Source organism: Mesorhizobium sp. M0145 (assembly GCF_040322355.1).
Classification (GTDB): domain Bacteria; phylum Pseudomonadota; class Alphaproteobacteria; order Rhizobiales; family Rhizobiaceae; genus Mesorhizobium.
The window spans coordinates 122,446-148,864 of the sequence record NZ_JAMYTK010000001.1; the positions used below are offsets into that span (position 1 = coordinate 122,446).

General features: G+C 61.9%; 23 protein-coding genes. 7 read left to right on the top strand and 16 right to left on the bottom strand.

Features of this window, described 5'->3' with window-relative positions; genetic code table 11:
* Positions 1–14: 14 nt before the first annotated feature.
* From NKJ28_RS00745 to NKJ28_RS00760, 4 genes are all read right to left on the bottom strand, one after another.
* Positions 15–857: a carbohydrate ABC transporter permease gene (locus NKJ28_RS00745; protein ID WP_352568070.1), complete on the bottom strand. Its 843-nt coding sequence runs from the start codon at positions 855–857 to the stop codon at positions 15–17.
* Positions 850–1,776, bottom strand: coding sequence for a carbohydrate ABC transporter permease (locus NKJ28_RS00750; RefSeq protein ID WP_352568071.1), 927 nt, complete (start codon positions 1,774–1,776; stop codon positions 850–852). The genes NKJ28_RS00745 and NKJ28_RS00750 overlap by 8 nt, the downstream gene beginning before the upstream one ends.
* Positions 1,777–1,797: 21 nt before the next feature.
* Positions 1,798–3,153: an ABC transporter substrate-binding protein gene (locus NKJ28_RS00755; protein ID WP_352454134.1), complete on the bottom strand. Its 1,356-nt coding sequence runs from the start codon at positions 3,151–3,153 to the stop codon at positions 1,798–1,800.
* A 73-nt stretch (positions 3,154–3,226) separates the two neighbouring features.
* Entirely contained in the window at positions 3,227–4,231 is a 1,005-nt protein-coding gene (locus NKJ28_RS00760; RefSeq protein ID WP_352454133.1) for a LacI family DNA-binding transcriptional regulator, read from the bottom strand.
* 894 nt (positions 4,232–5,125) lie between these two features.
* On the opposite strand from NKJ28_RS00760, the gene NKJ28_RS00765 reads away from it, so the two are divergent.
* On the top strand, positions 5,126–5,578 hold the full coding sequence (locus NKJ28_RS00765) for a hypothetical protein (RefSeq protein ID WP_023675489.1): 453 nt from the start codon (positions 5,126–5,128) through the stop codon (positions 5,576–5,578).
* Positions 5,579–5,617: 39 nt separating this feature from the next.
* On the opposite strand, the gene NKJ28_RS00770 is transcribed toward NKJ28_RS00765, so the two are convergent.
* The 3 genes from NKJ28_RS00770 to NKJ28_RS00780 form a co-directional block, all read right to left on the bottom strand.
* Complete coding sequence (locus tag NKJ28_RS00770; protein ID WP_352448141.1) at positions 5,618–6,292, bottom strand: LuxR C-terminal-related transcriptional regulator; 675 nt, start codon at positions 6,290–6,292, stop codon at positions 5,618–5,620.
* Positions 6,289–7,599, bottom strand: coding sequence for a sensor histidine kinase (locus tag NKJ28_RS00775; RefSeq protein WP_352634300.1), 1,311 nt, complete (start codon positions 7,597–7,599; stop codon positions 6,289–6,291). The genes NKJ28_RS00770 and NKJ28_RS00775 overlap by 4 nt, the downstream gene beginning before the upstream one ends.
* Positions 7,600–7,879: 280 nt before the next feature.
* Positions 7,880–9,391, bottom strand: coding sequence for a S10 family peptidase (locus NKJ28_RS00780; protein WP_352633578.1), 1,512 nt, complete (start codon positions 9,389–9,391; stop codon positions 7,880–7,882).
* A gap of 282 nt (positions 9,392–9,673) precedes the next feature.
* Between NKJ28_RS00780 and NKJ28_RS00785 the strand changes: the two genes are divergently transcribed.
* Positions 9,674–10,171 (top strand): hypothetical protein, encoded by a 498-nt coding sequence (locus tag NKJ28_RS00785; RefSeq protein WP_352469597.1) that lies wholly within the window; start codon positions 9,674–9,676, stop codon positions 10,169–10,171.
* A gap of 61 nt (positions 10,172–10,232) precedes the next feature.
* Here NKJ28_RS00785 and NKJ28_RS00790 read toward each other — a convergent pair whose 3' ends face one another.
* Together NKJ28_RS00790 and oiaX are read right to left on the bottom strand one after the other, a co-directional pair.
* Positions 10,233–11,624, bottom strand: a complete 1,392-nt coding sequence (locus NKJ28_RS00790; RefSeq protein WP_352633580.1) for a four-carbon acid sugar kinase family protein — start codon at positions 11,622–11,624, stop codon at positions 10,233–10,235.
* A gap of 4 nt (positions 11,625–11,628) precedes the next feature.
* Positions 11,629–12,903: a 3-oxo-isoapionate-4-phosphate decarboxylase OiaX gene (gene oiaX / locus NKJ28_RS00795; protein ID WP_352448146.1), complete on the bottom strand. Its 1,275-nt coding sequence runs from the start codon at positions 12,901–12,903 to the stop codon at positions 11,629–11,631.
* A gap of 183 nt (positions 12,904–13,086) precedes the next feature.
* Between oiaX and NKJ28_RS00800 the strand changes: the two genes are divergently transcribed.
* Positions 13,087–13,800: a transcriptional regulator NanR gene (locus NKJ28_RS00800; RefSeq protein WP_352633582.1), complete on the top strand. Its 714-nt coding sequence runs from the start codon at positions 13,087–13,089 to the stop codon at positions 13,798–13,800.
* 309 nt (positions 13,801–14,109) lie between these two features.
* The gene (locus NKJ28_RS00805; protein ID WP_352633584.1) at positions 14,110–15,078 is read left to right on the top strand and encodes a GlxA family transcriptional regulator; all 969 of its coding nucleotides are present in this window, start codon (positions 14,110–14,112) and stop codon (positions 15,076–15,078) included.
* Positions 15,079–15,156: 78 nt separating this feature from the next.
* On the opposite strand, the gene apnL is transcribed toward NKJ28_RS00805, so the two are convergent.
* From apnL to NKJ28_RS00840, 7 genes are all read right to left on the bottom strand, one after another.
* The gene (gene apnL / locus NKJ28_RS00810) at positions 15,157–17,064 is read right to left on the bottom strand and encodes a D-apionate lactonase (RefSeq protein ID WP_352633586.1); all 1,908 of its coding nucleotides are present in this window, start codon (positions 17,062–17,064) and stop codon (positions 15,157–15,159) included.
* Complete coding sequence (locus NKJ28_RS00815) at positions 17,061–18,095, bottom strand: Gfo/Idh/MocA family protein (protein ID WP_352633588.1); 1,035 nt, start codon at positions 18,093–18,095, stop codon at positions 17,061–17,063. The genes apnL and NKJ28_RS00815 overlap by 4 nt, the downstream gene beginning before the upstream one ends.
* Position 18,096: 1 nt before the next feature.
* Positions 18,097–19,161, bottom strand: coding sequence for an ABC transporter permease (locus tag NKJ28_RS00820; protein ID WP_352568081.1), 1,065 nt, complete (start codon positions 19,159–19,161; stop codon positions 18,097–18,099).
* Positions 19,158–20,702: a sugar ABC transporter ATP-binding protein gene (locus NKJ28_RS00825; protein ID WP_352633590.1), complete on the bottom strand. Its 1,545-nt coding sequence runs from the start codon at positions 20,700–20,702 to the stop codon at positions 19,158–19,160. Before NKJ28_RS00825 ends, NKJ28_RS00820 begins: the two co-directional genes overlap by 4 nt.
* On the bottom strand, positions 20,699–21,352 hold the full coding sequence (locus NKJ28_RS00830; protein ID WP_352633592.1) for a DUF2291 family protein: 654 nt from the start codon (positions 21,350–21,352) through the stop codon (positions 20,699–20,701). Before NKJ28_RS00830 ends, NKJ28_RS00825 begins: the two co-directional genes overlap by 4 nt.
* A 113-nt stretch (positions 21,353–21,465) precedes the next feature.
* Positions 21,466–22,407: a D-ribose ABC transporter substrate-binding protein gene (locus tag NKJ28_RS00835; RefSeq protein ID WP_352633594.1), complete on the bottom strand. Its 942-nt coding sequence runs from the start codon at positions 22,405–22,407 to the stop codon at positions 21,466–21,468.
* Between the two features lie 265 nt (positions 22,408–22,672).
* Positions 22,673–23,500 carry a phosphogluconate dehydrogenase C-terminal domain-containing protein gene (locus NKJ28_RS00840; RefSeq protein WP_023675474.1) on the bottom strand — a complete coding sequence of 276 codons (828 nt, stop codon included), beginning with the start codon at positions 23,498–23,500 and terminating at the stop codon, positions 22,673–22,675.
* A gap of 341 nt (positions 23,501–23,841) precedes the next feature.
* On the opposite strand from NKJ28_RS00840, the gene NKJ28_RS00845 reads away from it, so the two are divergent.
* The 3 genes from NKJ28_RS00845 (at position 23,842) to NKJ28_RS00855 (ending at position 26,346) form a co-directional block, all read left to right on the top strand.
* Positions 23,842–24,516, top strand: coding sequence for a DUF2161 family putative PD-(D/E)XK-type phosphodiesterase (locus NKJ28_RS00845; RefSeq protein WP_023675473.1), 675 nt, complete (start codon positions 23,842–23,844; stop codon positions 24,514–24,516).
* Positions 24,517–24,663: 147 nt separating this feature from the next.
* Positions 24,664–25,089 (top strand): hypothetical protein, encoded by a 426-nt coding sequence (locus tag NKJ28_RS00850; protein ID WP_352448156.1) that lies wholly within the window; start codon positions 24,664–24,666, stop codon positions 25,087–25,089.
* 66 nt (positions 25,090–25,155) lie between these two features.
* Positions 25,156–26,346, top strand: a complete 1,191-nt coding sequence (locus NKJ28_RS00855; protein WP_352633597.1) for an NADH-quinone oxidoreductase subunit D — start codon at positions 25,156–25,158, stop codon at positions 26,344–26,346.
* Positions 26,347–26,419 lie beyond the last annotated feature (73 nt).

Here is a 26,419-nt window from a genome sequence, read left to right on the forward strand (position 1 = left end):
TCTTGCTTCAGCGGTTATTTCAGGCCGCTTGTCTTGATCGATTCCATGATCTGGCGTTGGAAGATCACGAAAAGAACCAGCATCGGCACGGCTACGATGGTCGAAGCGGCCATGACGTAGTTCCAGGCGGCGGCGTACTGGCTCTTGAAGTTCGCAATGGCTACCTGCACCACCCAGAGATCGAGGTCCGATGTGATCGTCAACGGCCACAGGAAAGCATTCCAGTTGGCGAGGAAGAACAGGATCGCCAGTGCCGACAGGATCGGCCGGCTGAGCGGCAGGATGATGCTCCAATAGATGCGCCAGTAGCCGGCACCATCCATGATCGCCGCTTCTTCCAGTTCCCTGGGCAGCGACAGGTAGTATTGCCTGAGCAGAAAGATGCCGAACGCGTTGAAGATCGCCGGAATGATCAGCCCGGCATAGCTGTCCAGCATGTGCAGCATCCGCGTCAGGATGAACAGCGGCACGATGATGACCGGCAGCGACACCAGGAAGGTCGAGAACATGGCAAGGAACAGCGTGTCGCGGCCCGGAAAACGGAGCCGTGCGAGCGAATAGCCGGCCATCGAATGGAAGAACAGCGCGGCGACCGTCACCGTCGCCGACACGAAGAACGAATTGAAGAGATAGCGCAGGAACGGCACCTCGGTCAGCACATAGAGGAAATTGCCGAGCGTCGGGCGTTCCGGAATGAGGCTCGGCGTGAAGACGTCGCTCGCCGGCTTGAGCGAGATGATCAGCATCCAGACAAGCGGGAATACCGTCATCAGGCCAAGTGCGGCGGTTGCCAGCATCCAGGCAAGTCTCGCCGCTCGTATCTGCGAACGGCCGGAAGGAGTTCGGCCGTCAGTCATGCTCGAAGCGTCCGCCGCGCGTCAGCACGAAGAAGAAGACCGTGACCAGCATCAGCGCCAGCACCAGCAGCGATGCCATTGCCGATGCATAGCCGAACGCGCCGAACTGGAATGCCTGCTTGTAGATATAGATGATCAGCACCGAGGTCGAATTGACCGGACCGCCTTTGGTCATCACATAGATCAGGTCGAAGACCTGGCCGCCGGCGACAGCCGCGACGAGCGAGACCAGGAGGACGAAGAAGCTGGTCGGCTTGAGCAAGGGCAAAGTAATGTACCAGAAGCTCGTCACCGGCCCGGCACCGTCGATCTTTGCAGCTTCGTAGTACTCTGCCGGGATGTCCTGGAGCCCGCCGAGGAAGATCAGCATGTAGAAACCCATCAGGAACCAGACGCTGACCAGCACCAGCGTGAACAGCGCCAGATTTGGATCGCCGAGCAGCGAAATTCCGCCGAGGCCGACGAGCGGCGCCAGCCGGCTGACGATGCCGACCTTTTCGACCAGCATGAGCTGCCACACGAGCGCCACCACGACCAGGCTGACCATCTGCGGCGCAAAGAACATCGAGCGCATGACCGCGTTGAAGCGGTTGGTCTTCTGCACCAGAAGCGCCAGTCCCAGTCCGGCGACGTAGAGCGCCGGCACCAGCATGACGGCATAGGCTACCGTCACCTTCACCGACGACCAGAACAGCGGGTCGCCCCACATGCGCCTGTAATTGACGAACCCGACGAACCTGTAGCCGCCGAAGCCGTTGACCTCGAAAAACCCGACGGCGAGCGACAGCAGCATCGGCACGCCGACGAACACCAGCAAGCCGAGCGCATCGGGCAGGACGAACAGCCATGCGGCGTAGCGCTCCCTTTGCTTGGCGGTGAGGCCGCGGGCGGAATTCGCGCCCGCGGCTGGCGGTTTCATCTGATCCATGCTGGAAAGGGCCTAAAGGATCGGCGCGCCGGAATAGGAAGCGAGGAACGCATCGAGTTGCTGACTGGCCGTCGTCGCCGCCTGCTGGGCATCAACCCCGCCAAGCTGTGCCGACTGGATGGCGTCGGAGATGATCTTGTAGGCCTCCGGCGGAACCCGCGGCTCGGCGCGCGTCCCCGGATGGATCTCCTTGGCGAAGGTGCCGAACTTGCCGGTGCTGAAGACATCGGCGCCGGCCTTCAGCGCGCTGTTGCGCGGCGGCATGTCGCTCTTGGCGACAGTGCACCAGTTGACGACCCGGTCGATCGATGCCGGATCCATTGAGGCCAGCGCCCAGGCGCAGAACTGGGCGGAAGCATCCGGGTTCTTGCCTCCGGCATTGGCGACAAAGGCCCAGCCACCGCCGACGGTGACGTATTTGCCATTGGCCGGTGTCGGCAATTTGAAGATGCCGTAGGGCACGTCCTTGGCGTTGTTGTCCATCGCCGAAATGCCCCAGATGCCGCAGTTCTGCATGGCGCACAGCCCTGCCCCGAGATTGGCGACTATGTCGAAGCCGCCGCCGACCACCTGACGCGGCGCCACGCCGGTATTGATGGCATCCTGCCAGAGTTTCAGCGCCTGGACGGTGGCCGGCGAATCGAAGGCGCTCTTGCCGTCCTTGCCCTGGAATTCGCCGCCGCCCTGCCACAGGAACGGATACCAGGTGAAGTTCTGGTAATAGCCGGGAGTCGTTTCGAACAGCACGCCGTAGCGACTGGGCGTCGTCAGCTTTTTGGCGACCGCCAACAGCTCGTCCCAGGTCTTCGGCACGTCGTTCTCGTTGAGCTTTGCATCCTCGAACGCTTTGACCGAATAGTAGAAGGCCATCGGCTCGACTTCCATCGGCACACCGTAGATCTTGCCGTCCACCATGCGGTTGGCGATGACGCTTTCCGGGAAATCGGCTTTGGCGGCATCCTCGATATGCGGCGTCAGGTCGGCAAGTACGCCGCCATTGTAATAACGCAGGAAATCGCCGGGGCTGATGAGGAAGATGTCAGGGCCCTCGCCCGACGCGAAGGCCGTTGCCAGCTTGGAACCGGAGATGTATTCGCTGTTGACGACATATTCGAGCTCGACCTTCTGGTCGTGGCCGTCGTTCCAGTCGGCCACCAGCTTCTCGAACCACTGGACCTGCGGCTTCACGTCTCCCCCAGGCGCATAGAACTGCCAGAATTTCAGCGGCGCTTCCTGAGCGCGCACGGCCATCCTGTTGATGAACGGGAAGCCTGTGAGGCCGGCGGCAGCGAAAGTGGCGCCGCCCTGGATCAGCCGACGGCGGTTCAGGCTGGCCAATGGCCGGTCGCGGGTCGTTTCGTCAGTCATCAATTCCTCCCTTGGATGTTGTTCGGTCGAACGTTGGCGAAGGGACCTCCGTTCCCTTTGCCGGCATCTGGCGTCACGCGCTGTCGAATGGGCTCAACGCGCATGGGATCACTTCGGTGCGCGGCGCGCCCTCGACTTTGCCACCCAGCCGTTCGAGCAGCATTTCCGTGGCGCGCTTGGCAAGCATTGTCGGACTGTTGCCGACACGGGTCAGCTTCGGCCTGACATATTCCAGTTGAGGCAGGTCATCGAAGACTGCGATGGCGATATCCTGAGGGATATTGATCCCATGGTCGTAGAATTCGGTCAGCGCACCGGAGGCCATCAGATAATTGGCGAAGAACATCGCCGACGGCAGGTTTCCGCCGTGCTTCTCCCTGAGCCAGGTGACCGCTTCCCGCCCTGACGGGGCAAGATAGCTTCCCTCGAACCGCAGATCGGCGGAGATTGGCACGCCATTGTCGGCGAGCCCTTTTTCGAAGCCGGCGGCACGCGCCATCGCCTCCTTGAAAAAGGATGGCCCGGTGACATGGGCGACGCGGCGATGGCCCCTCTTCGCCAGATACTCGCCCATCAGATAGCCGCCGCCGAAATCGTCCAGCTGGACGCTGTCGACAGCATGGTTCGGCAGATGGCCGATGAAGACGGCGGGCAGATCGAGGCTGAGCAGTTCGCTGTGCATGCCGTGCAGCGCGAAGTCGGCAACGATGACGCCGTCGACCCGCTTGCGCCCTATCTGGCGCAAATACTCGCGGCCGTGATCCTGTGAATGTCCGCCCGGCACGTCGGTGTTGAAGATCAGCATGTCGAGGCCGACCACTTCGAGCGTCGACTGCGCCGTTTTCACCAGCTCCGGATAGAACGGGTTGCGGATGTCCGGGATCAGCATCGCGATGATGTTGGTGCGGCCGGTGCGCAGACTTTGCGCCTGCGGGTTCGGCGTGTAGCCGAGTTCGTCGATCGCCGCTTGTACGCGTTCACGCAGCGATTTCGATACCCGGTCCGCATGGTTGATGACATGCGACACGGTCGTGCGCGACACGCCCGCTCGCGTGGCAACTTTGGAAATCGTGCTCATGGTGACAGGTTACGAGCACATGAATGCATTTGCAAATCGATTTTACCGATGTCTCGCAAATTAGGGCCATCAGGCGGATTGCGCAAAATGCCAAAAGAAAAGGCCGGACTGTTAAGCCCGGCCAAGTGTGAAGGTCTATAACCTCCAGAGGGGAACGCGCCGGACGCAATGGGAGGAGACATCCGACGCAATTCGCATATGGGTCTGTATTGGTGGCGTTTCAACGATGCGGCAGTAGACCAACGGCGTTGCTGCCATAGAGCCAGAAACGCAAAGCATTCGAAGGGGCGGTGGATCGCAGCTGCCAGTTGGACACAAAGGTCGCCGAATGCAGGGTGGCTCCTGGCATAGGGACTTCAGTCTGTAGGCCTATCGACCAAGGACCCGCACAGCCAAACTTTGGTCCGAGGCTGCTATCGCAAAAGCCCGAAATGCGAGAGTTTCAGGAACTGAGTTCCGAGGAGCCCCGTTGCGATGCCGACTGTTACAGGAGGCCGCCATGGACCCGAGCATTCACCAGGCACGTTGGCTGCTTTTTCCGTTATTTGGCCTGTGTTTCGGGATCGCGGCCATTGGATTTATTGTTGGCTGACGGTGGAACTCGGCGCTATCGCGGAGAGACGCAACCACGGGAAGGCAAAAGACTTGCGCAGTAAATAGTCCCTTCCTGCGCTAGCGAGACCCACCAGTTACCATCGTGGGACTGGTGGGCCTTGACGTTCCGGACGCAAACCATTGTTTTAAGCATCACACGAATTCGAACAGGAGGCAGTACGACAAAGCCATATGATTAAGGGGAGTTCCGACATGCGACTGACAAGTTCATTGATGACGACCCGGAAACGAAGGACCGGATCTTCACGAGGACGTCATGTCGGCATTTCTGTAGTCGTCTTGACCTTCATTCTCGTCGTGAGCCCCTATCGCGTCGTGGTCGATGGATCATCGCAGCCGCTCGGCCCGCAGGCTGCCTGGGCCAAAGATGGCGGGAACGGCAATGGCGGGAACGGGAATGGGAACGGCAATTCGGGCAATTCGGGTGGAAACTCCGGCAATTCGAACTCGAACGCTGGTGCCGGCAAGGGCAAAGCAAAGTCGCAGGACGACAATCTCCCTGATCCCGCCCCTGCGGTAAACCCCGATAGCAAGCCAAAACTCTTTGTCAACGCATCCACAGGAGACCGGGTCGAGGTGAGCGGCCCGAGCATTGGCGTGGTGCATTCGAACGGACTCAGTGAGCGCATCGACAGCGACCAATATGAAATGCGGGATGCCGAGGGCCGCATCATCATTCGGCGCCTGGCGACGCGTTCCGATCGGGACAGGTTGCTTGGAATGATCAACTGAGGGCCAGTTCACATGGCCGCGCCGTGCGGCAATTTCGGCTCAAGCATGATCGCGAACAGGCGGATGCCGGCGCTCAGTCGCGTCGCGCAAGGTCATGGCGGCTTCGGTCCTGTTGCTGACGTTGAGCTTGGCCAGGATTCGCGTCATGTGGTGCTTTATCGTCTTTTCATGCAGGTTCAGCCGAAGCCCGATCCGCTTGTTGCTCAGTCCCGCGGCAACCAGCGTCAGGATCTCCCTTTCGCGGCTGGTGAGGTCGGCAAGTCCGTCAGCTTTCGCCGGCTCTTTTGATTGAGCCGAGAGATCGGCCAACAGGCGCGCCGACAATTGTGGACAGACATATCGTTCGCCCGACGCTACCGTGCGCAGGATCGCAGCCAACGTCCTCGACCCGACCCCCTTCAGAACATAGCCCCTTGCCCCGCTCTGCAACGCGGTCATCACGTGCTGGTTTTCTTCCGAAACGGTCAGCATCACAATTTTCAGTGCCGGATGCCGCTCAAGGGCCGGTCCGATCACGCCAAGGCCACCTCCAGGAACCGAGATGTCCATCAGCAGAATGTCGGGCCGCTGGTCTTCGATTATCCGCAGGGCATCGTCTCTGCTGCTTCCTTCACCGACGATCTCGAACCCGCCGATCTGATCGAGCGTGCGCACAACGCCTTCCCTGAACAGCGGGTGGTCGTCGACGATGGCGAGCTTGATGGCTACTGTCATGTCTGCCCCATTTCAACGATGTTGAGGGCCATTCTTACGACTGTGCCACTCTGTGAGGAAGTCACGGTAAACTGGCCCCCGAGGCTTTCCACCCGCTCGCGCAGCCCAACGAGTCCCAGCCTCTCGGGACGCACGATTTGCGGGTCAAAGCCAGCGCCGGCGTCGGCCACTTCGATACAAACGCGCTCGCCGTCGAAATGTTTCTCGACCGACTGACCTTCACCTCCGGCATGACGGAATCCATTGTTCAGCGCCTCCTGGACGAAGCGGAAGATGCAGATCTTGGCCGCCGGCGATAACGGCGCATGGCCGCCGGTCATCGATAATCTCACTTTGACGCCGGTTCGTTCTTCGTGCGCCTGTACGGCTAGCTGGAGAATTTCACCCAGTTCGGCATGCTCGATATGCGGCAGGACAAGGCCCTTGCTGATGCTCCTGATCTCGCGCATGGCATCGTCCAGATGTGCTTTGATGGCCAGCAATTCCTGTGCACGCTTCGATTGCGGCGTAGCGGGATCGGCAATGACGGGGCTGTCGATCCCCAGCGCCGCGAGAGCAACCAATTGCGCGGGGCCATCGTGCAAGTCCGCACCGATGCGCCTGAGATAGCGTTCGTTAAGTGCGGTGGCACGCTGCGAGGCACGCTGCACCCGCAGCCTCAACAGTCTGTTTTGCGCAAGCAGATCGGAAAGCTCGGCAATGCGCTGCTTCAACGAGCGGCTCTGCGAACTGATCATGCGGCTGCCACGGAACACGATTGCCGACAGCCCCAGAAAGAAGGCCGCTGTGACGGCGGCAACGTCCAGCCAGGTTCGAATGAGCGCCTGATGCAGGTTTCTTTCAAAATCAGTGGCGACCTCGTAGAATTCCGAAACGGCCACCACTTCCCCCGACCATGGCTGCAGCACCGGATTGTAGATCTCGAGGAGATGCAAGCCGCTGGCTCTTTCGGCCTCGCTGTCCGGATCGTCGAGCTTGTCGAACTCCGAGACCATTTGGCCTGCGAATGCCGCCCGGAGATTGTCGCTGGGTTCGAAGCGCTTGCCGATCAATCTCTTGTCGGTCGAATACAGGATGGTTCCGTCGCGACGCCAGAGCTTGAAGGATTCGAGCCTTGTGCCGAGTGCCCCTTGTCCCAGCGTTTCATCGAGCGCATGGGCGACGCTCTCGTCGAGCACTTCGCTCTTGCGCATATCCGGAAGCAGCGGCGCGATAACGCTGTCCACGTAAAGAGCCGTCGCGGAAGCCGAATTCTGCGTGACCACGGTTTCTATATGGTTCGTGACGGAAATCCCCACCACCACCATGGCTGACAGGGAAAATAGACCGCCCGCGAGCAGGAACTGCGTTGCCAGCGATAGCGCATTCCAACGGTCAACAAGGCTTGTCAGCCTGTGTGGCTTGGTGTTCCGAATGGCCCGCTCGGCAGCACGCCGCACCAGTGGCGCGATTCTGGAGAGCCGGCTAATCCGTTGTCGAACGTCGCTGAAAGACGCCATCCTAGGTGTGTAACCGATCAATCGCGATGGAACTAGGGCCTGATGAGAGGGCGAACAGCGTATCCGGCGCTTTTTTGGGCAAACCGTCTCATTGCGTCGTTCGGTAAAGCTCGGACGCGGCCTGCTTCAGTGCCGCCCGTCCATCCGGCCTCAGATACATCATGTGCCCGCCCTCCAGCACCTCGGTGCGAATGGGCTTTGCGCCGGCAAGCGAAGGAATTTGACCAAGCAGGTAGCGCGAGCCCATGTACGGCGTCACCAGGTCGCTGTAGCCGTTGACGATCAGCACGCCGAGGCTGGGGTTTAGCACGCGCGCCTGTTGAAGGTCGTCCATGACACCCGCATAGCCCTGACGCGTCGCGCTCGTCCCATAGTCCCAATTGCCGCTGACTTCACGGTTGAGAAGCCGATAGCTGATATCCGTGCGGAAGTTCAATTCATCACGCACATAGCCGACGAAAGCGGAGGTGAGCGCCGGCACGCTTCGGTCGAGCACCGGATCGGGACCCTCGACTCCCAGGCTCTCTGGCGCCACGTCCGCTGTCGCGATGTTGCCGTCATAGGCGCTGAGAACATTGCCCTTTGCCCGTGCAAACTCCTTGGCGAACAGCCCTATGGGAATGCGTGCAAAGTGCCGCTGGACGAGATCGAGTGGCAGACCGGTGATGGCGGCGACACGCTGGCTCGCCAGGCGTCCACCCTGCTCCAGCCCACCTGCCAGCGCGGCCAGATAATCGCCGAGCGCATAGCGTTCGACTTCCGCCAGCCGCTCCTGCAGGGCCGGGCCGGAAACGCCTTCGCTGTGTAGGCGCACTGCCGCCAGCGACGGCAGTTCCAGCGCCCAGTGGAGCGGCTGGAACTCGTCCGGGCGCACCAGCGTGAATTCGAGCGCCGGCGAAATCAGCACGACGCCACTCGGGCTGATGCCGATGTCTTCCTGAAGCTTCCTGGCGAGCAATGCTGCTCGAAAGCCGCCATAGCTTTCGCCAGCCAGGAAGACAGGCGATGCCGTACGGTTCGTCTGCGCCAGATAGAGCCGGATAAACGCGCCTATCGACGCGGCGTCCTGGCTGACGCCCCAGAAGCTGTGTGCTTCCGTGCCGGGCGCTTCACGGCTGTAACCGGTTCCAACAGGGTCCACAAAGACCAAGTCGGTCATGTCGAGCCAAGTGTCGGGGTTGTCGAACAGCCTCTGCGGCGGCGGCAAGAAACTTCCATCGGCCGCCGTCGCCAGGACCCGCGGACCGAGCGCGCCGAGATGAAGATAGGCGGAAGCTGCTCCCGGACCGCCATTGAACACGAAGGTGATCGGGCGCCGCGGATCCGGTCCCGTTTCTTTCCCGGGGTGCAGTGCATAGGCGACGTAGAAAATCTCGGCGGTGATATCGCCTTTGCCGGACGGCAATGACAGCGTGCCGGCCTTGGCCTCGTAATCGAGCGTGCGTCCGGCAATGAGGATCGAATGATCGGAAGTCTGCGGCGGTGGCAGGAGCGAGAGAACCCCGCCTGTGGGCGGCGGCCGCGTCTCCGCGTGACCCACCCCAACTCCGGCAACCAACAGCAGAAGAGCGAGGGCGATTTCTTGCAGCTTGATAGGCATGACGTCTCCGGAGCAATTGGCTGGAAACTAGCACACCGTCGGCCGAACCAAAGTCACAGCACCGTGCGCCAGTACATCTGACAAGAAGAGGGGTCGGATTTGGAAATCCGATGCCCAGGCGGAAGATAGGGCGCGAGGGTCACGGCGGCAGCCTTAACCTCTTCCAGCAGATGCGTGCGGCGGAATGGCGGACCAAACGACTTCGTGAATTTTCTGCCGGTTGACTCGATTGGCCCACTTCCTAGGTTGGCATTCGGGGCTCCCGTGCAATCCGAAGTTGGTATGACATCTTTCCACACCCGAAAGCTTGCCCTTCTCCTTCTATCGGCAAGCGCCGCCATCCTGTCTTCCTGCGTCATGCCCGACGACACGTCGAGCACTGCGAAGGAAGACGCCACGGCGGCGGCAGCCCGTAGGGAGATGGTCGGCCTTAGCGAGGCGGACGTTCGAATGTGCGCCGGCTTTCCGACCGCCACTGCCGATGTCGGCAAATCCGGCCAGATCTGGACCTATCAGCGCGTCGTTCAACGTGGCAATCTCAACATTGTCGTTCCGACCGTGGCCATTGGCCCGGTCCCTGCGCTCGGAGGTTCCGTCAACGTCGCCCCCGGCGGCTATTGCAACACACAAATTCGAATGGTTGACGGTCATGTTGCCGAGGTTGCCTACGCCGGCGACAACAACCTGCCGAACAACCGCGATGCGCTCTGTGTCAGCACGGTAGACGCCTGTGTCGCCTACGCCCGTCAGTATCATCCAGGCAGGACAATGGGCAGATAGCGGGATGAGTGGCATTGCCGCTGATCTGAACGCCTGAGATTTCTGGTTTGTCGGCTAGTGACTATCCTCGATCCCGATCGAGCATCACCGATTTGACCTGACATTCCCCGCTCTCAACCGCGGACCCGACCCCATCGCGAATAGTGGAGAAATAGCGGTCGGTTCCGACCTGCCCGCCCTTGAGGGCAATTTCCAGCCCATCGATCGCCTTAATGCTTGAATGCGCCACACAAAGTGGCGAGCCCGGCGATGCCGGCAGCGGCATTCGCACCGTCAGCGCGTCGACGCCCATCTGGCCAAGTGCATGGCTCGACGTGTCGCCGCCGGCGATGACCACGCGCAGTAGCTTCTCTTGAAGCGTCAGTTCGCGGAGAACCTCGCCAAGGCCGCGGCCGAGCTTATGGCGGGCGCCTTCCCGGAGATCGATTTCTGCACCGCGGTCGGCCGCAGGTCCGAGCGCGGTGTAGAGGATGACGCTGCGCCCGGCCCGTAGGCTGGAGCGGCCGGTTGCCACCGCGCGCGCAATCGCGTCGTTCGAAGCCTCAGAAACCAGTTCGACCGGGTCGAGCTCGATCCCGTCGAAGCCGTCGGCCAGAGCATGACGGATCTGTCGTTCCGTCGTCGGCGAGCAGCTCCCCGAGACCACGGCGATCCTGTCGGCAGCGCCCGGCGGCGAAAAGGCGGATTTGGTATCCACGATCCGGTTCGATGCCCATTCGACCAGCAAGGCATATTCGATGCCTGAAGAGCCGACGACGAAATAACCGCCCGGCTTGCGAGCGCGCCAAATCTCCTTGCCGGCAAGTGCCTGGGTTTCCAGGCTATCGACATCGACAAGCACGATACCTGAGCCATTCTCCACAAGCCGGTCGAATGCTTTCGACCGCGACGCGGACTGCAGCGTCGCCAGGTCGACCAGGCCCGAGGCGAGGCTGGTCTGGCGCGACAGATGGATCAGCAGGTCGGATTCGTCCATCGGCGTGGTCGGATGGCGGCTCATCACGGGATGGCGGTCGATGCGGAAATATTTTTCGCGATAGGCCGCGAACAGATGACCGAAGGCGGTGTAGCGCTTCAGCTGCGGCGCGCCGACCACCAGCGGCACGCCGTCTTGCCGGAAAACCGAGCGGCCGATTTCGATCGCCCGGCCGATGCTGCCGATTGCCGGGCTGGAATCGAAGGTCGAGCAGACCTTGTAGTGGCAGATCTCGGCGTTGACGGTCTTCAGCCAGGCGAAGGCATCTCGCAGATGCGTGTCCATCCACTGCGGCGTCTCGCTGCGGCTGGTGCCGGCCAGCCCGAGGGCGCGGCAATGCGCAAATTGCGAAAGCAGCGCCTCGTCCGGCTGGCGCATGAACAGGACGGTCGGCACGCCGCCGAGCTCGAGCGCCTCCATAACGTCGGTCGAGCCGGTCAGGTCGTCGCCATAGTAACTCAGAAGCAGGTTTTGCATGGCGTCAGGCCGCCTCGCCGCCGCCGAACTTCTCGATCGACCGCGCCAGCTCGACATGGCTCAAGGCATAATCTGCCAACGGAATGTCTTGGACCGCCGCCTGCCAGGCCTGCTGCACGGCGCGCACGCCGGCGCCCGGCCCGTCCGGGTGGCTGACGATGCCACCGCCGCAGAGATAGAGAAGATCGACCGTCCGGCCGGTTCGCTGGAAGGTTTCAGGCGCCTGCCCGCCCCACTGGCCGGAGCCGGCGACCGGCAATGCGCAATCGGCCGGCGAAAAGATCGGCGTGGTCACCGCCTTGAAGGATTCGACGAAGGACCAGTCGGGTTCCCAGTATTTCGAGGCGATGCCGTTGATCTGGAACTGGTCGACGCCGAGCAACCGCCAGAACTGCTGCCAGACCTTGAAATCCATGCCGAGGCCGGGATGGCGGGTGAGAATGTCCCAGCCATTGCGGTGGGCATGGAGCACCAGGCTGGAGCGCTTTCGGAGGTAAGCCATGCCACCAAAGCCGATCGAATTGATGTTGACCACCGCGCAATTGCCGCCGGCCTTTGCCACCAGATCGTGGTTTCGCATCATTTCGTCGGGATCGGCATGTGAAATGCCGAAGGCATACATGACCTTCTTACCGGTCTTCTGCTCGTGGTCGAGGATCAGCGGCATGATTGCCCTCACTCGCTCCGACAGCGGTGAATAGGCCGGGCTCATCAGCTTCTCGTCGTCCTTGATGAAGTCGACACCGGCGGCAATCAGCTCTTGCACCATTGCGGCCGTCTCGTACGGGCGGAGTCCCAGCGCCGGCTTGACGATGGTCCCGATGATCGGACGATCCGCGACACCGGTCAGCCTGCGGCTGCCCGTGACGCCGAATTGCGGGCCCGGATGCGCGCCCCGGTACTCCTCGGGTAGCTTCATGTCGACGACACGGATGCCGGACAGGCCCTTGATCGAAAAGGTGCCGCCGATGGCGATGGTCATCAGCGCCGACAGGTCGGTGCCGATGGCGTCCAACGGAAAGGCGATATCGATGTCGGCGCGCTTGACCGGGCCGTTGCGTGCTTCGGGGCTTGCTCCGGAACCGGTTTCGGGAAGGGACGGCCGGTCCGCGTCCGGCAGATGCCGTATCGCCAGGACTCGCGCTGCGACCCTGGCCTTGAGCTCTTCGGTCTCGCCGGCCAGCGCGACGAAGGTTCCGGTCGACTGGTCGCTTGCGATCTTGGCCGCCAGCGCCTCGATATTGCCGGGCGTTTCGATGCGATAGGTAAGAACAATCATATTCGCGCGGCCTGCCGGGGAGGTTTCGAAAAAGGTTCCTTGGCCCTCGAAATCTGGTATAATGAGTACATAAGCATTGCAAGCCCTATCCGGCTTGGCGGTAAGGGCGAGCCGGCAGCAGGCGTTCCGGAATTCACGGCGGAAATGCTAGATAGGGGCCGGTCAAAGGAGTGATTCGCGACGATGAACCGTTCGGAGCCGATCGTCCGGCGCAAGCTTTCCGACGAAGTATTCTTGAGACTGAAGCGCCTGATCACCAGCGGCGAATTGCTGCCGGGTGACGACATGCCGTCGGAGCGCGAATTGATGGAGCGCTTCGAGGTCGGCAGGCCGGCGATCCGCGAGGCGATGCAGGCGTTGAGCAATATGGGGCTGGTCGCGATCTCGCATGGTGAGCGTGCCAAGGTGCTGCAGCTCACCGCCAAGTCGATCATCAAGCAGGTCGACGGCGCAGCCAAGATCATCCTGTCGTCATCGAAGGACACGCTCGAGCACCTCAAGAACGCCCGCATCTTCTTCGAGCGCGGCATGGTCAAGGAAGCTGCAGAAAAGGCCACAGCCGAGGACGTGCAGCGGCTGCGGGAAACGGTCGCCGAGCAGCGCAGCCATCGTGGCAACTCGGAAGCCTTCATATCCGCCGACATGAAATTCCACACACAGATCGCGGCAATATCCGGCAACCCGATCTATGTCGCCGTCAGCGAGGCAATGCTTGGCTGGCTAAAGGAATACCACACCGAAATGCTGATCTGGACCGGCAAGGAAAAGTTCACGCTGACCGAGCACGAAGAGATCGTCGGACGCATCGAAGCCAAGGATGCGGATGGCGCCGAGAAGGCGATGATCAAGCACCTCGAACGCTCGCGCGCGCTCTACGTGATGAATTCCGGCAACTGAAAATCAAGTGCAGGTCACGACCGGCGTCGCGGTCGGACCTTGTTCTCGGCCTACTGGCTGACCACAGATCAGCCTGAGCCCGGACCGACGCAGTTTTATGTTGCCGTCTGAATCCGGTGTATGTGCCGCGTTGTTTTCATTCAGCGATTTCAGCATTTGCATCTTCCCAGCCATGGGCTTCCACGGGCCGCTTCGTCCGCAGCCCGCATAGGCTCTCCTGGAGGCGCCCCGCTTGTTCTGGAATTGGCAATTCTTGCAAAGACTATGCTAGACTTGCCGCTCGGCGAGAACGACACCGGGAGAACCGCAATGCCTGACAGGAGCCTCCACGTTGTGATCTGGCTGCCGAGGAATTTCTATTCGGCCGTCGTCTCGACGCTCGTGGAAATGTTTCAGCTTGTGAATGACGTCTGCCGTTCACAGGTTCTCTCCTGTGAATTCGTTTCAAGAGGCGCGCCGTCGGCATCAAGCACAGGAATTTTCTTCCCGACGAAGGCTCAACCATCCCGGAAAATGGATGTCCTGATTCTCATTGCCATGCCGGGTGTCGAGATTCCGGAGCTTCTGCGCTCGCTCGACGAGGAGAGTGAACATTCAAAACCGCTGATCGCGCTCGCGCAACAGCAGGACGCAATCATCGCAGCACATTGCGGCGCGTGTTATCTGCTCGCCAATTCGGGATTATTGGACGGTAAACGCGCAACGATATCCTGGTGGCTGAAAGCCGAGGCAAGCCGCCGGTTTCCGCAAGTGCGATGGGACGCTTCCCGCCTGCTCATTCGCCAGGACCGCCTTTACACATGCGGAGGCGGGTTTTCCGGACTCGAACTCGCCAGGGCTTTGCTGATCGATCTGGGCTTCTCGAAGGAGGAGCGGATCATTCGAAAACTTCTGGTTCTTCCTCCGCCGCGCAAATTCCAGAGTCCCTACGAATTTTCCCTCGACGAAATTTCGAACGAGGCCAGCCCATTCGAGAACAAGCTGCGCGAGCTCTCGAACGACAAGATGTCGGAAATCGATCTGAAATTTCTGGCAACCGAATTGGGCATGTCTTCGCGAACCCTGTCTCGCAGATTTTTCGACGAACTCCAGATAACGCCGGGAAAATGGATCCAGGAAAGGCGGCTGGAGTTGGCAAAATCCATGCTTGAGGAAACGAAACTGAGCGTTTCAGAAATTTGCTATCGGGTGGGATATCAGGACGTCGCCTCGTTCAGCCGTCTTTTTTCCAAGACAACTGGAATGGCACCAGGCGAGTTTCGAAAGCAGATCCGGTGACAAGTCGGCAACGGAAGTGCGGCCGCTACGGGCAACCGCTGCCGAAGAGCGGCTATCCAAGAGCCTCGGCAAATGACTTCAGCCGATCCGGACGATTGCGTAGGGTGTCATCACAAGATGGTCTCGGCCCGACGTGTCTCGCGGAATCTGGCGTGACATTCGTCCATCCCAGATCTTCAGAGGACCCCGATCGGAGCCGAGCCCGGAAACGTCGACCGGAACGTCGACCGGGGTAAGGTTCGCCAGCCAGACGATGATCTTGCCTGTCTGGGAGCGGCCGGCCAGTGCCAATACCCGCGTCTCATCGGTCGTTGTCGCCGCCACATGCGGATGGCCGGCCAGATCGCAAAGTCCTTTCACCGCGTGGAAAATCGGCCGGGGTGCACCTTCTTCGACAGGTTCGCCCGACGAGGCCAGCACGCCGAATGGTCCGGTGAAGCTGCAGAGCGTCAGCATTTCGAGTTCGGCCGGCGCAACACGTGCGGCATAGCCGATCGTCCATGCGGCTCCGAACAGCCCGGTATGGCGAGGGTCGCGGTCGGCCATGGCAATGCGCTGATTGTCGGGATTGGCCTTGGTCGCACCGCCATAGGGGTTCTGGCGCATGGCAATGGTCGACGGCCCGATCCGATAGGGTTTTGGCCCGAAGATCGCCCGTACAGAGGTCGTGATGAAAGGCAGCGCCTCCAACGATTGCATGACGCTGAGATCGTCGGCGGCGTGCACGATCGGGCAGGTGCAATGCGTGACGAAATCGAGCGGGTCGGCCGGCACACGCTTGCGATTGAGTTCGGTGAAATAGCTGAACATGCCGCCGCCGAGGCGGGTGTCGGGAAAGGCGCGCCGCGTCGCGGCATAGACATCCTCGAGCGGCGGGCAATGCGGCCACGCGCTGCCCGGTGGCGTCGACTGCCGGTCGACCGAGGGCGAGACGGCAATGGCCGAAAGCTTGAGCCCGGCCTGGCGCACCATGTCGGCGACGCCTGAAAGCTCGGCGTCGAGATCGCCGTCGCCGACAATGACACATTCGAGTGTTGTCCGGACCGGATAGGCGGCGGCGAGCCGGGCGTAGGATCGCAAGGCATCGAGCTCGTGGCCGCGCGTCGGGTCATAGTGGAACATCAATTGCTGCGGACCGAGCTCGGACAGCATCGGCAGCTTGCCCAGCGCCGCCTCGACCTCATCCGGATAGACGATCACGCCGATATCCGGCAGTCCCGGTCCGGCTTTGCCGAGCGTGACGCGAATTGGTTCGACGGTTGCCGCAGCCGCCGGCACTTTCCCGCGACCCGCTATCCGCAAGCTGATGGTCTGACGGAAGGTCTTGCCGGCGGGCAGCACATAGGGCCACGGCAGCGCCAGCGGCCGAACATAGGTCTTGTAGGAGGCATCCGACCAGTTGCGCTGGTCCTCCATCTCGAAAGTGTCGCCTTGCATACGGCATTCGGCGGTGACGCCCGGCCGGACCTCATGGGTGATCGCCCGCAGATCCTTGAAAGGCTGCCAGGCATCGATCAGCTCTGGAAGCCGCGTCGCGACCACGCTGCCGTCGGTATGCTCCACCGTGACCGGTCTGCCGGCCAGGCCGGCAATCGGATGCAGGATGCAGAAGCCACAGCGATTGGTTTCGAAATCGCTGTCGGGAAGAGTGCTCACGTCGAAGATCAGCTGGCCATCGGCCGAGCCCTTGATGGTCGCGCGGAAGTCGAGCCGGCTTCCCTCTGGCCCGAAACAACCTGCCGAATAGCTGACGGAAAAAGCCTCGGCATCCTGCTCGATGGTAAGGTCGGCCAGTGTCGGCTCGTAGGTGCCCCAGTCGCGATCCCTGACGATGAAGGCGATGGCGCGCAGAACCTCGGTGCCGCCATGCCGGACGGTGCGCAGATTGCCGTTGACGAAGTCCGCCGTCAGCGCGCCGGCGCGCAGCCTGACCGGTTCGGCTTCAACGGCACGTGTGCCGTAGAGGAGGAAGGCGTCGGCTGTCATTTCAGCAAGGCGTCGAGTTGCACCGGCTCCCGGCTTGCGGCGCCAGCGTACGCCGCCTCGACCAGCGCTAATGTCTTGAGGTTGTCCGCGCCCGAGGTCGCGGGCTCGGTTCCGTTGGTCAGGCAATCGACCCAGTGCTTTTGAATGGCGACGACGCTTTCCTGGATGTTGTGCCACGGCCGCGATGCCCAGGCCAGCAGCGGTGGCGAGACGTTGCTCACGGCTGTCCCGCTCCTGCCGGTGACGGTGAGCCGGTAGCCCTGCGCCAGCCGGATCGTGCCGTCGCTGCCGTCGATCTCGATCAGCGTCTCCGGAAACGGCTCTGTCGCGAGCTTGCTCGCGTAGCTGCAGTCGACCATGGAAGTGGCGCCGCTCGTGTGGTCCATCAGCATCGTCGCAACGTCCTCGCCGGCAATGCCGGGATTGATGCGCGCCGTTCGCGCAGTGACCGTCGAGACGTCGCCCAGCAGGAAGCGGGCGATGTCGAGGATGTGGATACCCAGATCCTCGATGATGAAGCGCTTTCCCGTCGCCAAATAAGGCTGGCCGGAAAACACGTCATAGGCAGAGCGGAACGAGATCCGTCCGAAAAAGGGGGTGCCGATTTCGCCGCTGTCGAGCACGGTACGCACCGCCTGGATCGGCGACTGCCAGCGAAAATTCTCATGCACCATCAACGGCACGCCGGCGTCAGCACAGGCCTTTATCATCGCCTTGGCGTCGGCAAGCGTCGGCGCAAACGGTTTTTGGCAGATTGCCGGAACACCGTGCTGCGCCGCCATCTCCACGAGCATTCTGTGGCTTGGTGCGGTGGTGGCGACGTCGACGAAATCCAGCCTTTCGCCGGCAAACAGCGCTGCCGCGTCGGTATAGCGCCGTGCGACCCCGAACTGGTCGCCAATGATCCGCAGCCGGTCCGGATCGCGGTCGCAGATGGCGGCGATCGAGGCGCCCTCTATGTCGCGCCAGGCATGCATCTGGTTGACGGCAAAGAAGCCGCAGCCGATCAGCGCTCCACGCAGTTCCGCCATGTCAGCCGGCCTTTGCCATCTGCATCAGCGTGACACGGCTCTGCAGCCGGCGCTGTGCCTGGTCGACGACGACGGCGACGATGATGACGAGGCCCTTGATCACCATCTGCCAGAACGAGCTCACTCCCATCATCACCAGCCCGTCCGAAAGGATGCCGATGACGAAGGCGCCGACAATGGTACCGCCGATGGTACCGCGTCCGCCCGACATCGAGGTGCCGCCGAGCACTGCCGCGGCAATGGCGTTGAGCTCGAAGCTCTCGCCGGTCGCCGGATGCGAGGCCATCAGTTCGGACGAGATGATCAGCCCGACGATCGCCGCGCAGAAGCCGGAGAACATGTAGACGAACATCTTCACCATGTTGACGCGGACGCCTGAAATCCGCGCCGCCCGTTCATTGCCGCCGACGGCGAAGATGTGGCGGCCGAGCGGGGTGTATTTGGCGAGATAGGCCGCCCCTACCGCAACAACGACCAAGATCCATATCGAAACCGGCAAGCCGAGCAGCCGGCCGGCGCCGAGGTAGCCGAACCCTGTGGTGCCGAGCTCGGGCTTGCCGACGAGATTGGGGAAAGTACGGCCGTCCGACGACAGCAGCGCCAGGCCGCGTGCGACATAGAGCACGCCGAGCGTGGCAATGAAAGGCGCAACGTTAAGCCTGGTGATCAGCAAGCCGTTGACGGCGCCGATCAATATGCCGACGGCAAGCGTGATCAGCGCGATCTCGAAGACGTTGAAATAAATGGTGTAGCCGACCTGCAGGTCGATGCCGTTGAGCACGAGGTAGCCGGCCACCATGCCGCACAGGCCGACGATCGAGCCGACCGACAGGTCGATGCCGCCGGTGATGATGACGAAGGTCATGCCCATTGCGAGGAATGCGTTCAGCGCCACGTGCTTCGACATCAGGATAAGATTGGCGGCCGATAGGAAATTGGGGGCGGCTATCGAGAAGAATAACAGCACGGCGATCAGCGCGATGAACGTCCTCGCCTTCATCAGCGTCAGCAGGACCGAGCCGCCCGACATGGAGTTGACCGCCGCCTTGGCTGGGATGTCAGTCATGCGCCTTGCTCTCCGTGCGGGACCGGTCCGTGGCCGAAGGCCGAGGCAGCGACGAGCGCGGCCTCCGTCGCCTCTGCGCGATCGAACATGCCGGTCAATTTTCCATTGCTCATCACCGCGATGCGGTCGGACAACGCCATCACTTCGTCGAGATCGGAGGTGGCAAACAGTATCCCCAGGCCGTCGCGCGACAGCTTGCGCATGGTGCGGAACACGTCGGCCTTGGCGCCGACGTCGATGCCGCGGCTGGGCTCGTCCATCAACAGCACCTTCGGGCCGGTGAGCAGCGCCTTGCCGATCACCACCTTCTGCTGGTTGCCGCCCGACAGCGACGAGACTTCCTGCGCCGGATCGGCGACCTTGATCGCCAGTTCGCGCACCGTCCGGGCCACCGCCTGTCGTTCGGCGGCACCACGAATGTGGAACAGGCGCACGAACCGCGACAGGCTGGCCAGCGTCAGATTGCTGGCGACGGAGAGGATCGACACCAGCCCTTCGCGCTGGCGGTCTTCGGGGATCAGCGCCAGGCCGCGCCGGATGCGCCGCGTCGTGTCGCGCTCGTGCACTTTTTTGCCGGCAATGAATATCGTGCCCGTCGAATGGCCGTGGCGGCCCATGATGCAGTCGAACAGCTCGCTGCGTCCGGCGCCCATCAGGCCATAGATGCCGAGAATTTCGCCGGCGCGCAGCGACAGCGAGACGTGATCGACCGCAAGCCCGCCGGTGACGCGCGGCAGGCAGATGTCCTCGGCGCGGAATATTTCCTCGCCCAGCACATGGCCGTCGGCCTTGGCGAAGTCCTTGGCGTCCGAGCCGATCATCTGCCGCACGATCCACTGGGTGTCGACGTCTTTCATCTCCGCCTGGCCGGTGATGCGCCCGTCGCGCAGCACCGTGATGGTGTCGCCGATGCGGATCAGCTCCTCGAGCCGGTGCGAGATGTAGACGATTGCCACGCCGCGTGCCTTGAGGTCGGCAATCACCTTGAACAGGATCTCGACTTCCGCCGCGCTGAGGGCCGAGGTCGGTTCATCCATGATCAGGATGCGCGCATCGAGCGAAACCGCCTTGGCGATCTCGACCAGCTGCTGCTGGCCGATGCGCAGATCCTCGACCAGCATGTCGGGCCGGATGCCGGCTTCCAGGCGTTCAAGGAACTCCGCCGCGCGGCGCTCCTGCTCCTTGCGATCGATCTTGCGGAAGCGGTTGGTGATCTCGCGGGTGGCGAAAATATTTTCGGCGACAGTCAGATTGCCGAACAGATTCAGCTCCTGGAAAACCATGCCGATGCCGCGATTTACCGCGTCCCCGGATGACGAGAAGGAGACCTCCTCGCCGTCCAGCAGAATGCGCCCGAGCGTCGGCTGCTCGACGCCGGCGATGATCTTCATCAGCGTCGATTTGCCGGCTCCGTTTTCGCCGACCAGCACGTTGACCGCGCCTTTGCGCACCTCGAAATTCGCCCGCTTGACCGCGACGGTGCCGGAATAGACTTTCGAGACGTCCTCCAGCTTCAGGATGACATCTTGATCGCCGGTCATGGCTTCGGCCCGATCTTTGCCTCCGCCGGCGTCACCAGCGGCAGGTCCTGGCCACTGCCCGGCGTATAGGCGCCAAGTACCTCGACGCTGCGGCCCTCGAGTGCCTCGCGCGGCAGCTTGGAAAGCACGGTCTTGTCGGCGTAGGCGTTGAAGGCCTTGCCGAACTGGGCGAAGTCGATCTGGTTGGTGAAATCGTTGAACTGGATGAAGTCGAGGCTGTCGCGCAGCGCGGTTCCGCGCATGGCGGGTCCGATCTGCACCCGCGCGTCCGCCTTGCCGTCGCCGTCGGCATCGATGTCCATCGTCGCCGCGCGTGACTGTGTATTGGCTGCCACGACCTTGCCCTCGAGCCGAACGGCGAAGGTCCATGGCGAATTCGCCTGCTTCTTCGGGTTGCCGTATTTGGCGCCGGCAGCGGCGGGATCGGTCTTGGCCAAGGTGTGAACCTCGGCAAACGGCCCGGCCTTCTGCTGCAGATAGGGTATGACTTTCGCCGCCCAGATGTCCTCGACCATCTTGTCGGGATTGAATGCGGAGCCAGTGCCGCCGTTTTCCGCCGACGGCGTCGGCAGGATCTTGCAGGCGGTCAGGCTGCCTATTGCTGCGAGGAACAACGCGACAAAGATCGGCCGGGTCAGCGTGTTGAACATGTCGGCTCGTTCGGCATGGCAGTCAGGAGCACCCAGAGAAATGGAAGAAAGGGCGAAATGGAAGCAAGGGACGAACCGGAGGCTCGTCCCTTGCTGCTTGATGTTACACCGGCTCAGTTGGTGAGCGCGAACGTCTCCAGCTTGGCGGCATTGTCGCCATTGACCAGGACGCAGTCCATCAGCTGCTTTTCCTCGGCCGGAGACTTCTTGTTCTTGATGAAGTCGTTGGCCTGCTCGACCGCCATCTGCGCCTGCGCGAAGGCCGGCTGCAGGACTGTCGCCTTGATGCCGCCGGAGGTGATCGAGTCGCGCACGTCGTTCGACCCGTCGAAGCCGACGACGATGACGTCCTTGCGGCCGGCAGCGGCAAGTGCCGCATAAGCGCCCATAGCCATCGTGTCGTTGCCGGAGATCACGCCCTTGATATCGGGATTGGCCTGGAGGATCGATTCCATCTTTGTATAGGCCTCGGTCTGGCTCCAATTGGCCGACTGCTGCGCCACCATCTTCAGGTCCGGATAGTCGTCGATGACGTCGTGGTAACCCTTGGAGCGGATGCCGGCATTGGTGTCGGATTCCTTGCCGACGAGCTCGACGAAATTACCCTTCTCGCCCATCAGCTTGACGAATTCCTGTGCGCCGAGCTGGGCGCCCTGGTAATTGTTGGAGACGATCTGCGCGACGGCAACGCCGGTAGCATTGATCTCGCGATCGATCAGGAAGGAAGGAACGCCCGCGTCCTTGGCCTTCTGCACCGCGGCGACGGTGGCGTCGGCGCCGGCATTATCGAGGATGATCGCCTTGGCGCCGCGGCCAATCGCCGTGTCGATCAATTCGGACTGCTTGTTGGCGTCGTCGTCATGGACGAGCACCAACGCCTCGTAACCGAGTTCCTTGGCCTTGGCCTCCGCGCCGACAGCTTCCGCCTTGAAGAACGGATTGTCATGCGAGGGCGTGATGATGGCGATCAAATCCGCCGCATAGGCGGGTGCGGCGGTGCCAAGCGCCAGCATGCCGGCAAAAGCCGCAAGCGTCATTCTGCGTGTCAGTTTCATGTATTCCTCCCGTTGAAAATCCGTGCCTTATCCCAAGGCTATATGCATTCGATTTCGTTAGCCGGCCGTAGGCGGCGGGTCGCGTCAGATTCACAAGCCCTTGGCCGGCATCACCTCGACGGATCGCTCCCCCTATCCTCCACTCATCCAGCGCCTGATCCTGCTGCGAAGCTTGACGGTCCGATCCATCGAACAGCTAAGCCAACTGGTATAATGAGTCAATGACAATTTCAGGTGACATGTTCCGGAGAGCGCGTCGCTGCCCTCAAGTGATGCGCTGAATGCTCGCGGCAATCTCCTCCGGCTCGAACACCCGCTTCCAGTCGTCGCGCATCAGCACCGGCTTGCCGAACTCTATCGCCTTGTTGCAGGCGTCGGAGAACACGCCTTTGGTTTCGCCGAAGATGACGGCGCCAAGCACGTTCATATGACCAAGCAGGAAGTCGAGCGCCGCCTGCTTGTCGACCCCGCGCGCCACCACCTCGTCGACCGCCTCCTTCATGACGACGAGCAGCGAAGCGCATACCGTTTCCGAAAGGCCGGGCTCGAGCAGCGCCATCTGATCGACCGTGACGCGATGCGAGCGCATGACCGGGGCCCAGATGATCTTGGCGATCGCCTCACCCCTGGCGAAATCCTCCTCCGGTCCCTGCATCAAGGCGCTGACCATGTGCTGCTTGGCCTTGACGCCGCCGAAATAGTCCTTCTTCGCCGCCATGTCGGTCTCGTCGTTGAAGATCGGCGGATGGCACGGGTGGGTGACGAAATAGGTCAGGTCCGGCCGCTTCGGCAAATGCCCGGCGAAAGGTGCCGCGGCGTCGAGCACGACGACCATCGTGCCTGATGCAAGCTTGCTCTCGATACTCGCCGCGACCTTGCCGATGTGCGTGTCCGGAACCGCCAGGATCACCACATCGGCGCCATCAAGCGCCTCATCGGCGCTGACGGCATCGATGCCGAGGCCCGACTTAAGCCGCTCGCGGCCGGCGTCGCTGACCTCGACATGGCGTATCGTATAGGGAGATCCGCGAAAATTGGTCGACAGACGGTAACCCATTTTGCCGCCCGCACCAAACAGCGCAATCGTTGTCATGTGTCCGTTACTCCTGAATTCCAACGACGGCCCTGCCGATCGTCATCCCATTGACTTGTGAGCACATTGCCGCCGGTTGGCGGATTAGAGAACGCAGGGGAGCCGCCGCTCAAATGACGATGCCATGGACGATGTCTCGGGCGCCCGGATGTCCAGCACAGCGCAGCTACGCGGAGCATGCTACCTCAGGTACACATTATACCAGCATACCAAATTGGCAAGCGGCCATGGCACGGCTCTGACCACTTGCTCGGCCGTCGTTTACCTCCTGTTCAACGGCAATGAGCGATCATCGCGCTGAACCGCCGATCGGCGGGATGATTCGCAGCCGACAAAGGCCCATGCTCGAAACGTCACTCTACAGCCCGGTCAAGGCCTTCCTGGAAGGCCTGGGATTTATGGTCAAGGGCGAGATCGGCGGCTGCGATCTGCTGGCGCTGAGTGCCGACTCTCCACCGATCGTCGTCATCTGCGAGCTGAAGCTGAAGTTCAACCTCGAACTCGTCCTCCAGGGCGTCGACCGTATGGCGGCGAGCGACGAGGTCTGGCTAGCGGCATGCATGTCGGCCCGCGGCAAGGGCCGTGAGAGCGATGTGAGATACCGCAATCTCTGCCGTCGGCTCGGCTTAGGCCTGCTTGGCGTGCGACCGAACGGCGAGGTTCAGGTGCTGCTCAGCCCGACGGCATTGGCTCCGCGTCGCGATCCCCGGCGCCGCTCGAAGCTAATTGACGAACACCGGCGTCGGCAGGGCGATCCTGTCGCCGGCGGCGGCTCGCGTGCGCCGATCATGACCGCCTATCGCCAGCAGGCGCTGGCATGCGCCGCAGCCCTCGCCGACGGCCCAAAGCGGCCGCGTGACTTGAAGCCCAACCTGCCGAACGCGCCTAAGATCCTGCTGCACAATGTGTATCGCTGGTTCGCGCGCACCGATCGCGGGATCTACGAACTGACCGCTCAGGGCCGTGAGGCGTTGCAGCGCTGGCCGCAGCCCGATCGCAGCCACACCGCTGCCTGAGACAGGCAACGCCGGATTTCGCGCCCTGCTTTCCGCGACAATCACGGCTTTCGGCAAGACATCACCTCGGTCACGGAACCATATTTCGACACGATGGTTTTGTCGTCACCGAATTGATCGTCCGCTGAGCAAACGGAAGGAACGGCCATGCGCCTATCGACGACAATTGCCACACTTTCGGCACTGGCCCTTGCCTCGCCGGTCTATGCGCAATCCGTGGGACCAGAGCTTGCCCCTGTCCCGCCGACGGCCCCGCAAACCCTGCCAGAGCAAGCCACGCCCGAAGGGACCACTCCCGACCAGGCTACACCTGACCAAGCCTTCTCCGCCCAGAATTTCACCGCAGTGACAATCGTGGCGATGGAGGATCTGCCTCCTGACATCAAGGCACAGGCGGAGGCCGTCGTCACTCAGACCAGCGCCGAGGATTTGCGCATCCTGCAAAGTTCGATCGACGCATCGCCGCAGGCGGCATCGGCGCTGGCGGCGAACGGGCTTAATTCCACGCAGGTCGTGGCGGCCAATATCGACGGCGACGGCACGCTGACGCTGATCATCCAGACGACGACGTGAGCGGCTGAAAGCGGACAAGCCGGCTCCGGCACGGAAACGAAGGCCGCCCGATCGCGGAGGACTGTCATGGCCGAGGCTGCAGTTCGCAACTTCACCATCAATTTCGGGCCACAACATCCCTCCGCTCACGGCGTCCTGCGGCTGGTGCTCGAACTCGACGGCGAGATCGTGGAACGCGCCGATCCCCACATCGGCCTGCTGCATCGCGGCACCGAAAAGCTCATCGAGTACAAGAACTACCTGCAGGCCTTGCCCTATTTCGACCGGCTCGACTACGTCGCGCCGATGAACCAGGAGCATGCATTCTGTCTCGCCGCCGAGAAGCTCCTCGAAATATCGGTTCCGAAACGCGGACAGCTCATCCGCGTGCTTTTCTGCGAAATAGGCCGGCTGTTATCGCACCTCCTCAACGTCACCACGCAAGCCATGGACATCGGCGCGCTGACGCCGCCGCTCTGGGGTTTCGCCGAGCGCGAGAAGCTGATGGTCTTTTATGAGCGCGCGTCCGGCGCCCGCATGCACGCGAATTATTTCAGGGTCGGCGGCGTGCATCAGGATCTGCCGTCGGAACTCCTCGACGACATCTGGAAGTTCTGCGATCCGTTCCTCAAGGTCTGCGACAATCTCGAAGAGCTGTTGACCGAGAACCGCATTTTCAAGCAGCGCAATGTCGATGTCGGCGTGATCGGCCTCGACGATGCCTGGGCCTGGGGCTTTTCCGGCGTGATGGTGCGCGGATCGGGCGCGTCCTGGGACCTGCGCAAGGCGCAGCCATACGAATGCTATTCGGAGATGGATTTCGATATCCCAGTCGGCAAGCATGGCGACTGCTACGACCGCTATCTCGTCCGCATGGAGGAAATGCGCCAGTCGGTCCGGATCATGCGGCAATGTCTGGAAATGTTGCGCTCACCAGAAGGTCAGGGGCCGGTCGCGATCCCGAACCGCAAGATCACGCCGCCGCCGCGTGCCACGATGAAGCGCTCGATGGAAGCGACGATCCACCACTTCAAACTTTATACCGAAGGCATTCGCGTGCCGAGCGGTGAAGTCTATGCCGCCGTCGAGGCGCCGAAGGGTGAATTCGGCGTCTACCTCGTGTCGGACGGGGGCAACGTTCCCTACCGATGCAAGATCCGCGCACCTTCCTTCGCCCACCTGCAAGCGATGGATTTCCTGTCCCGAGGCCATATGATCGCCGATGTTGCCGCGATCATCGGCTCGCTCGACATCGTGTTCGGAGAAATCGATCGCTAGTTTAGCCAGGTCGCAGGATCTTCCCCGATCGCAGGATCATTCGTCGTTAGTAGCCGCGCAGGCAGGCCTGGAC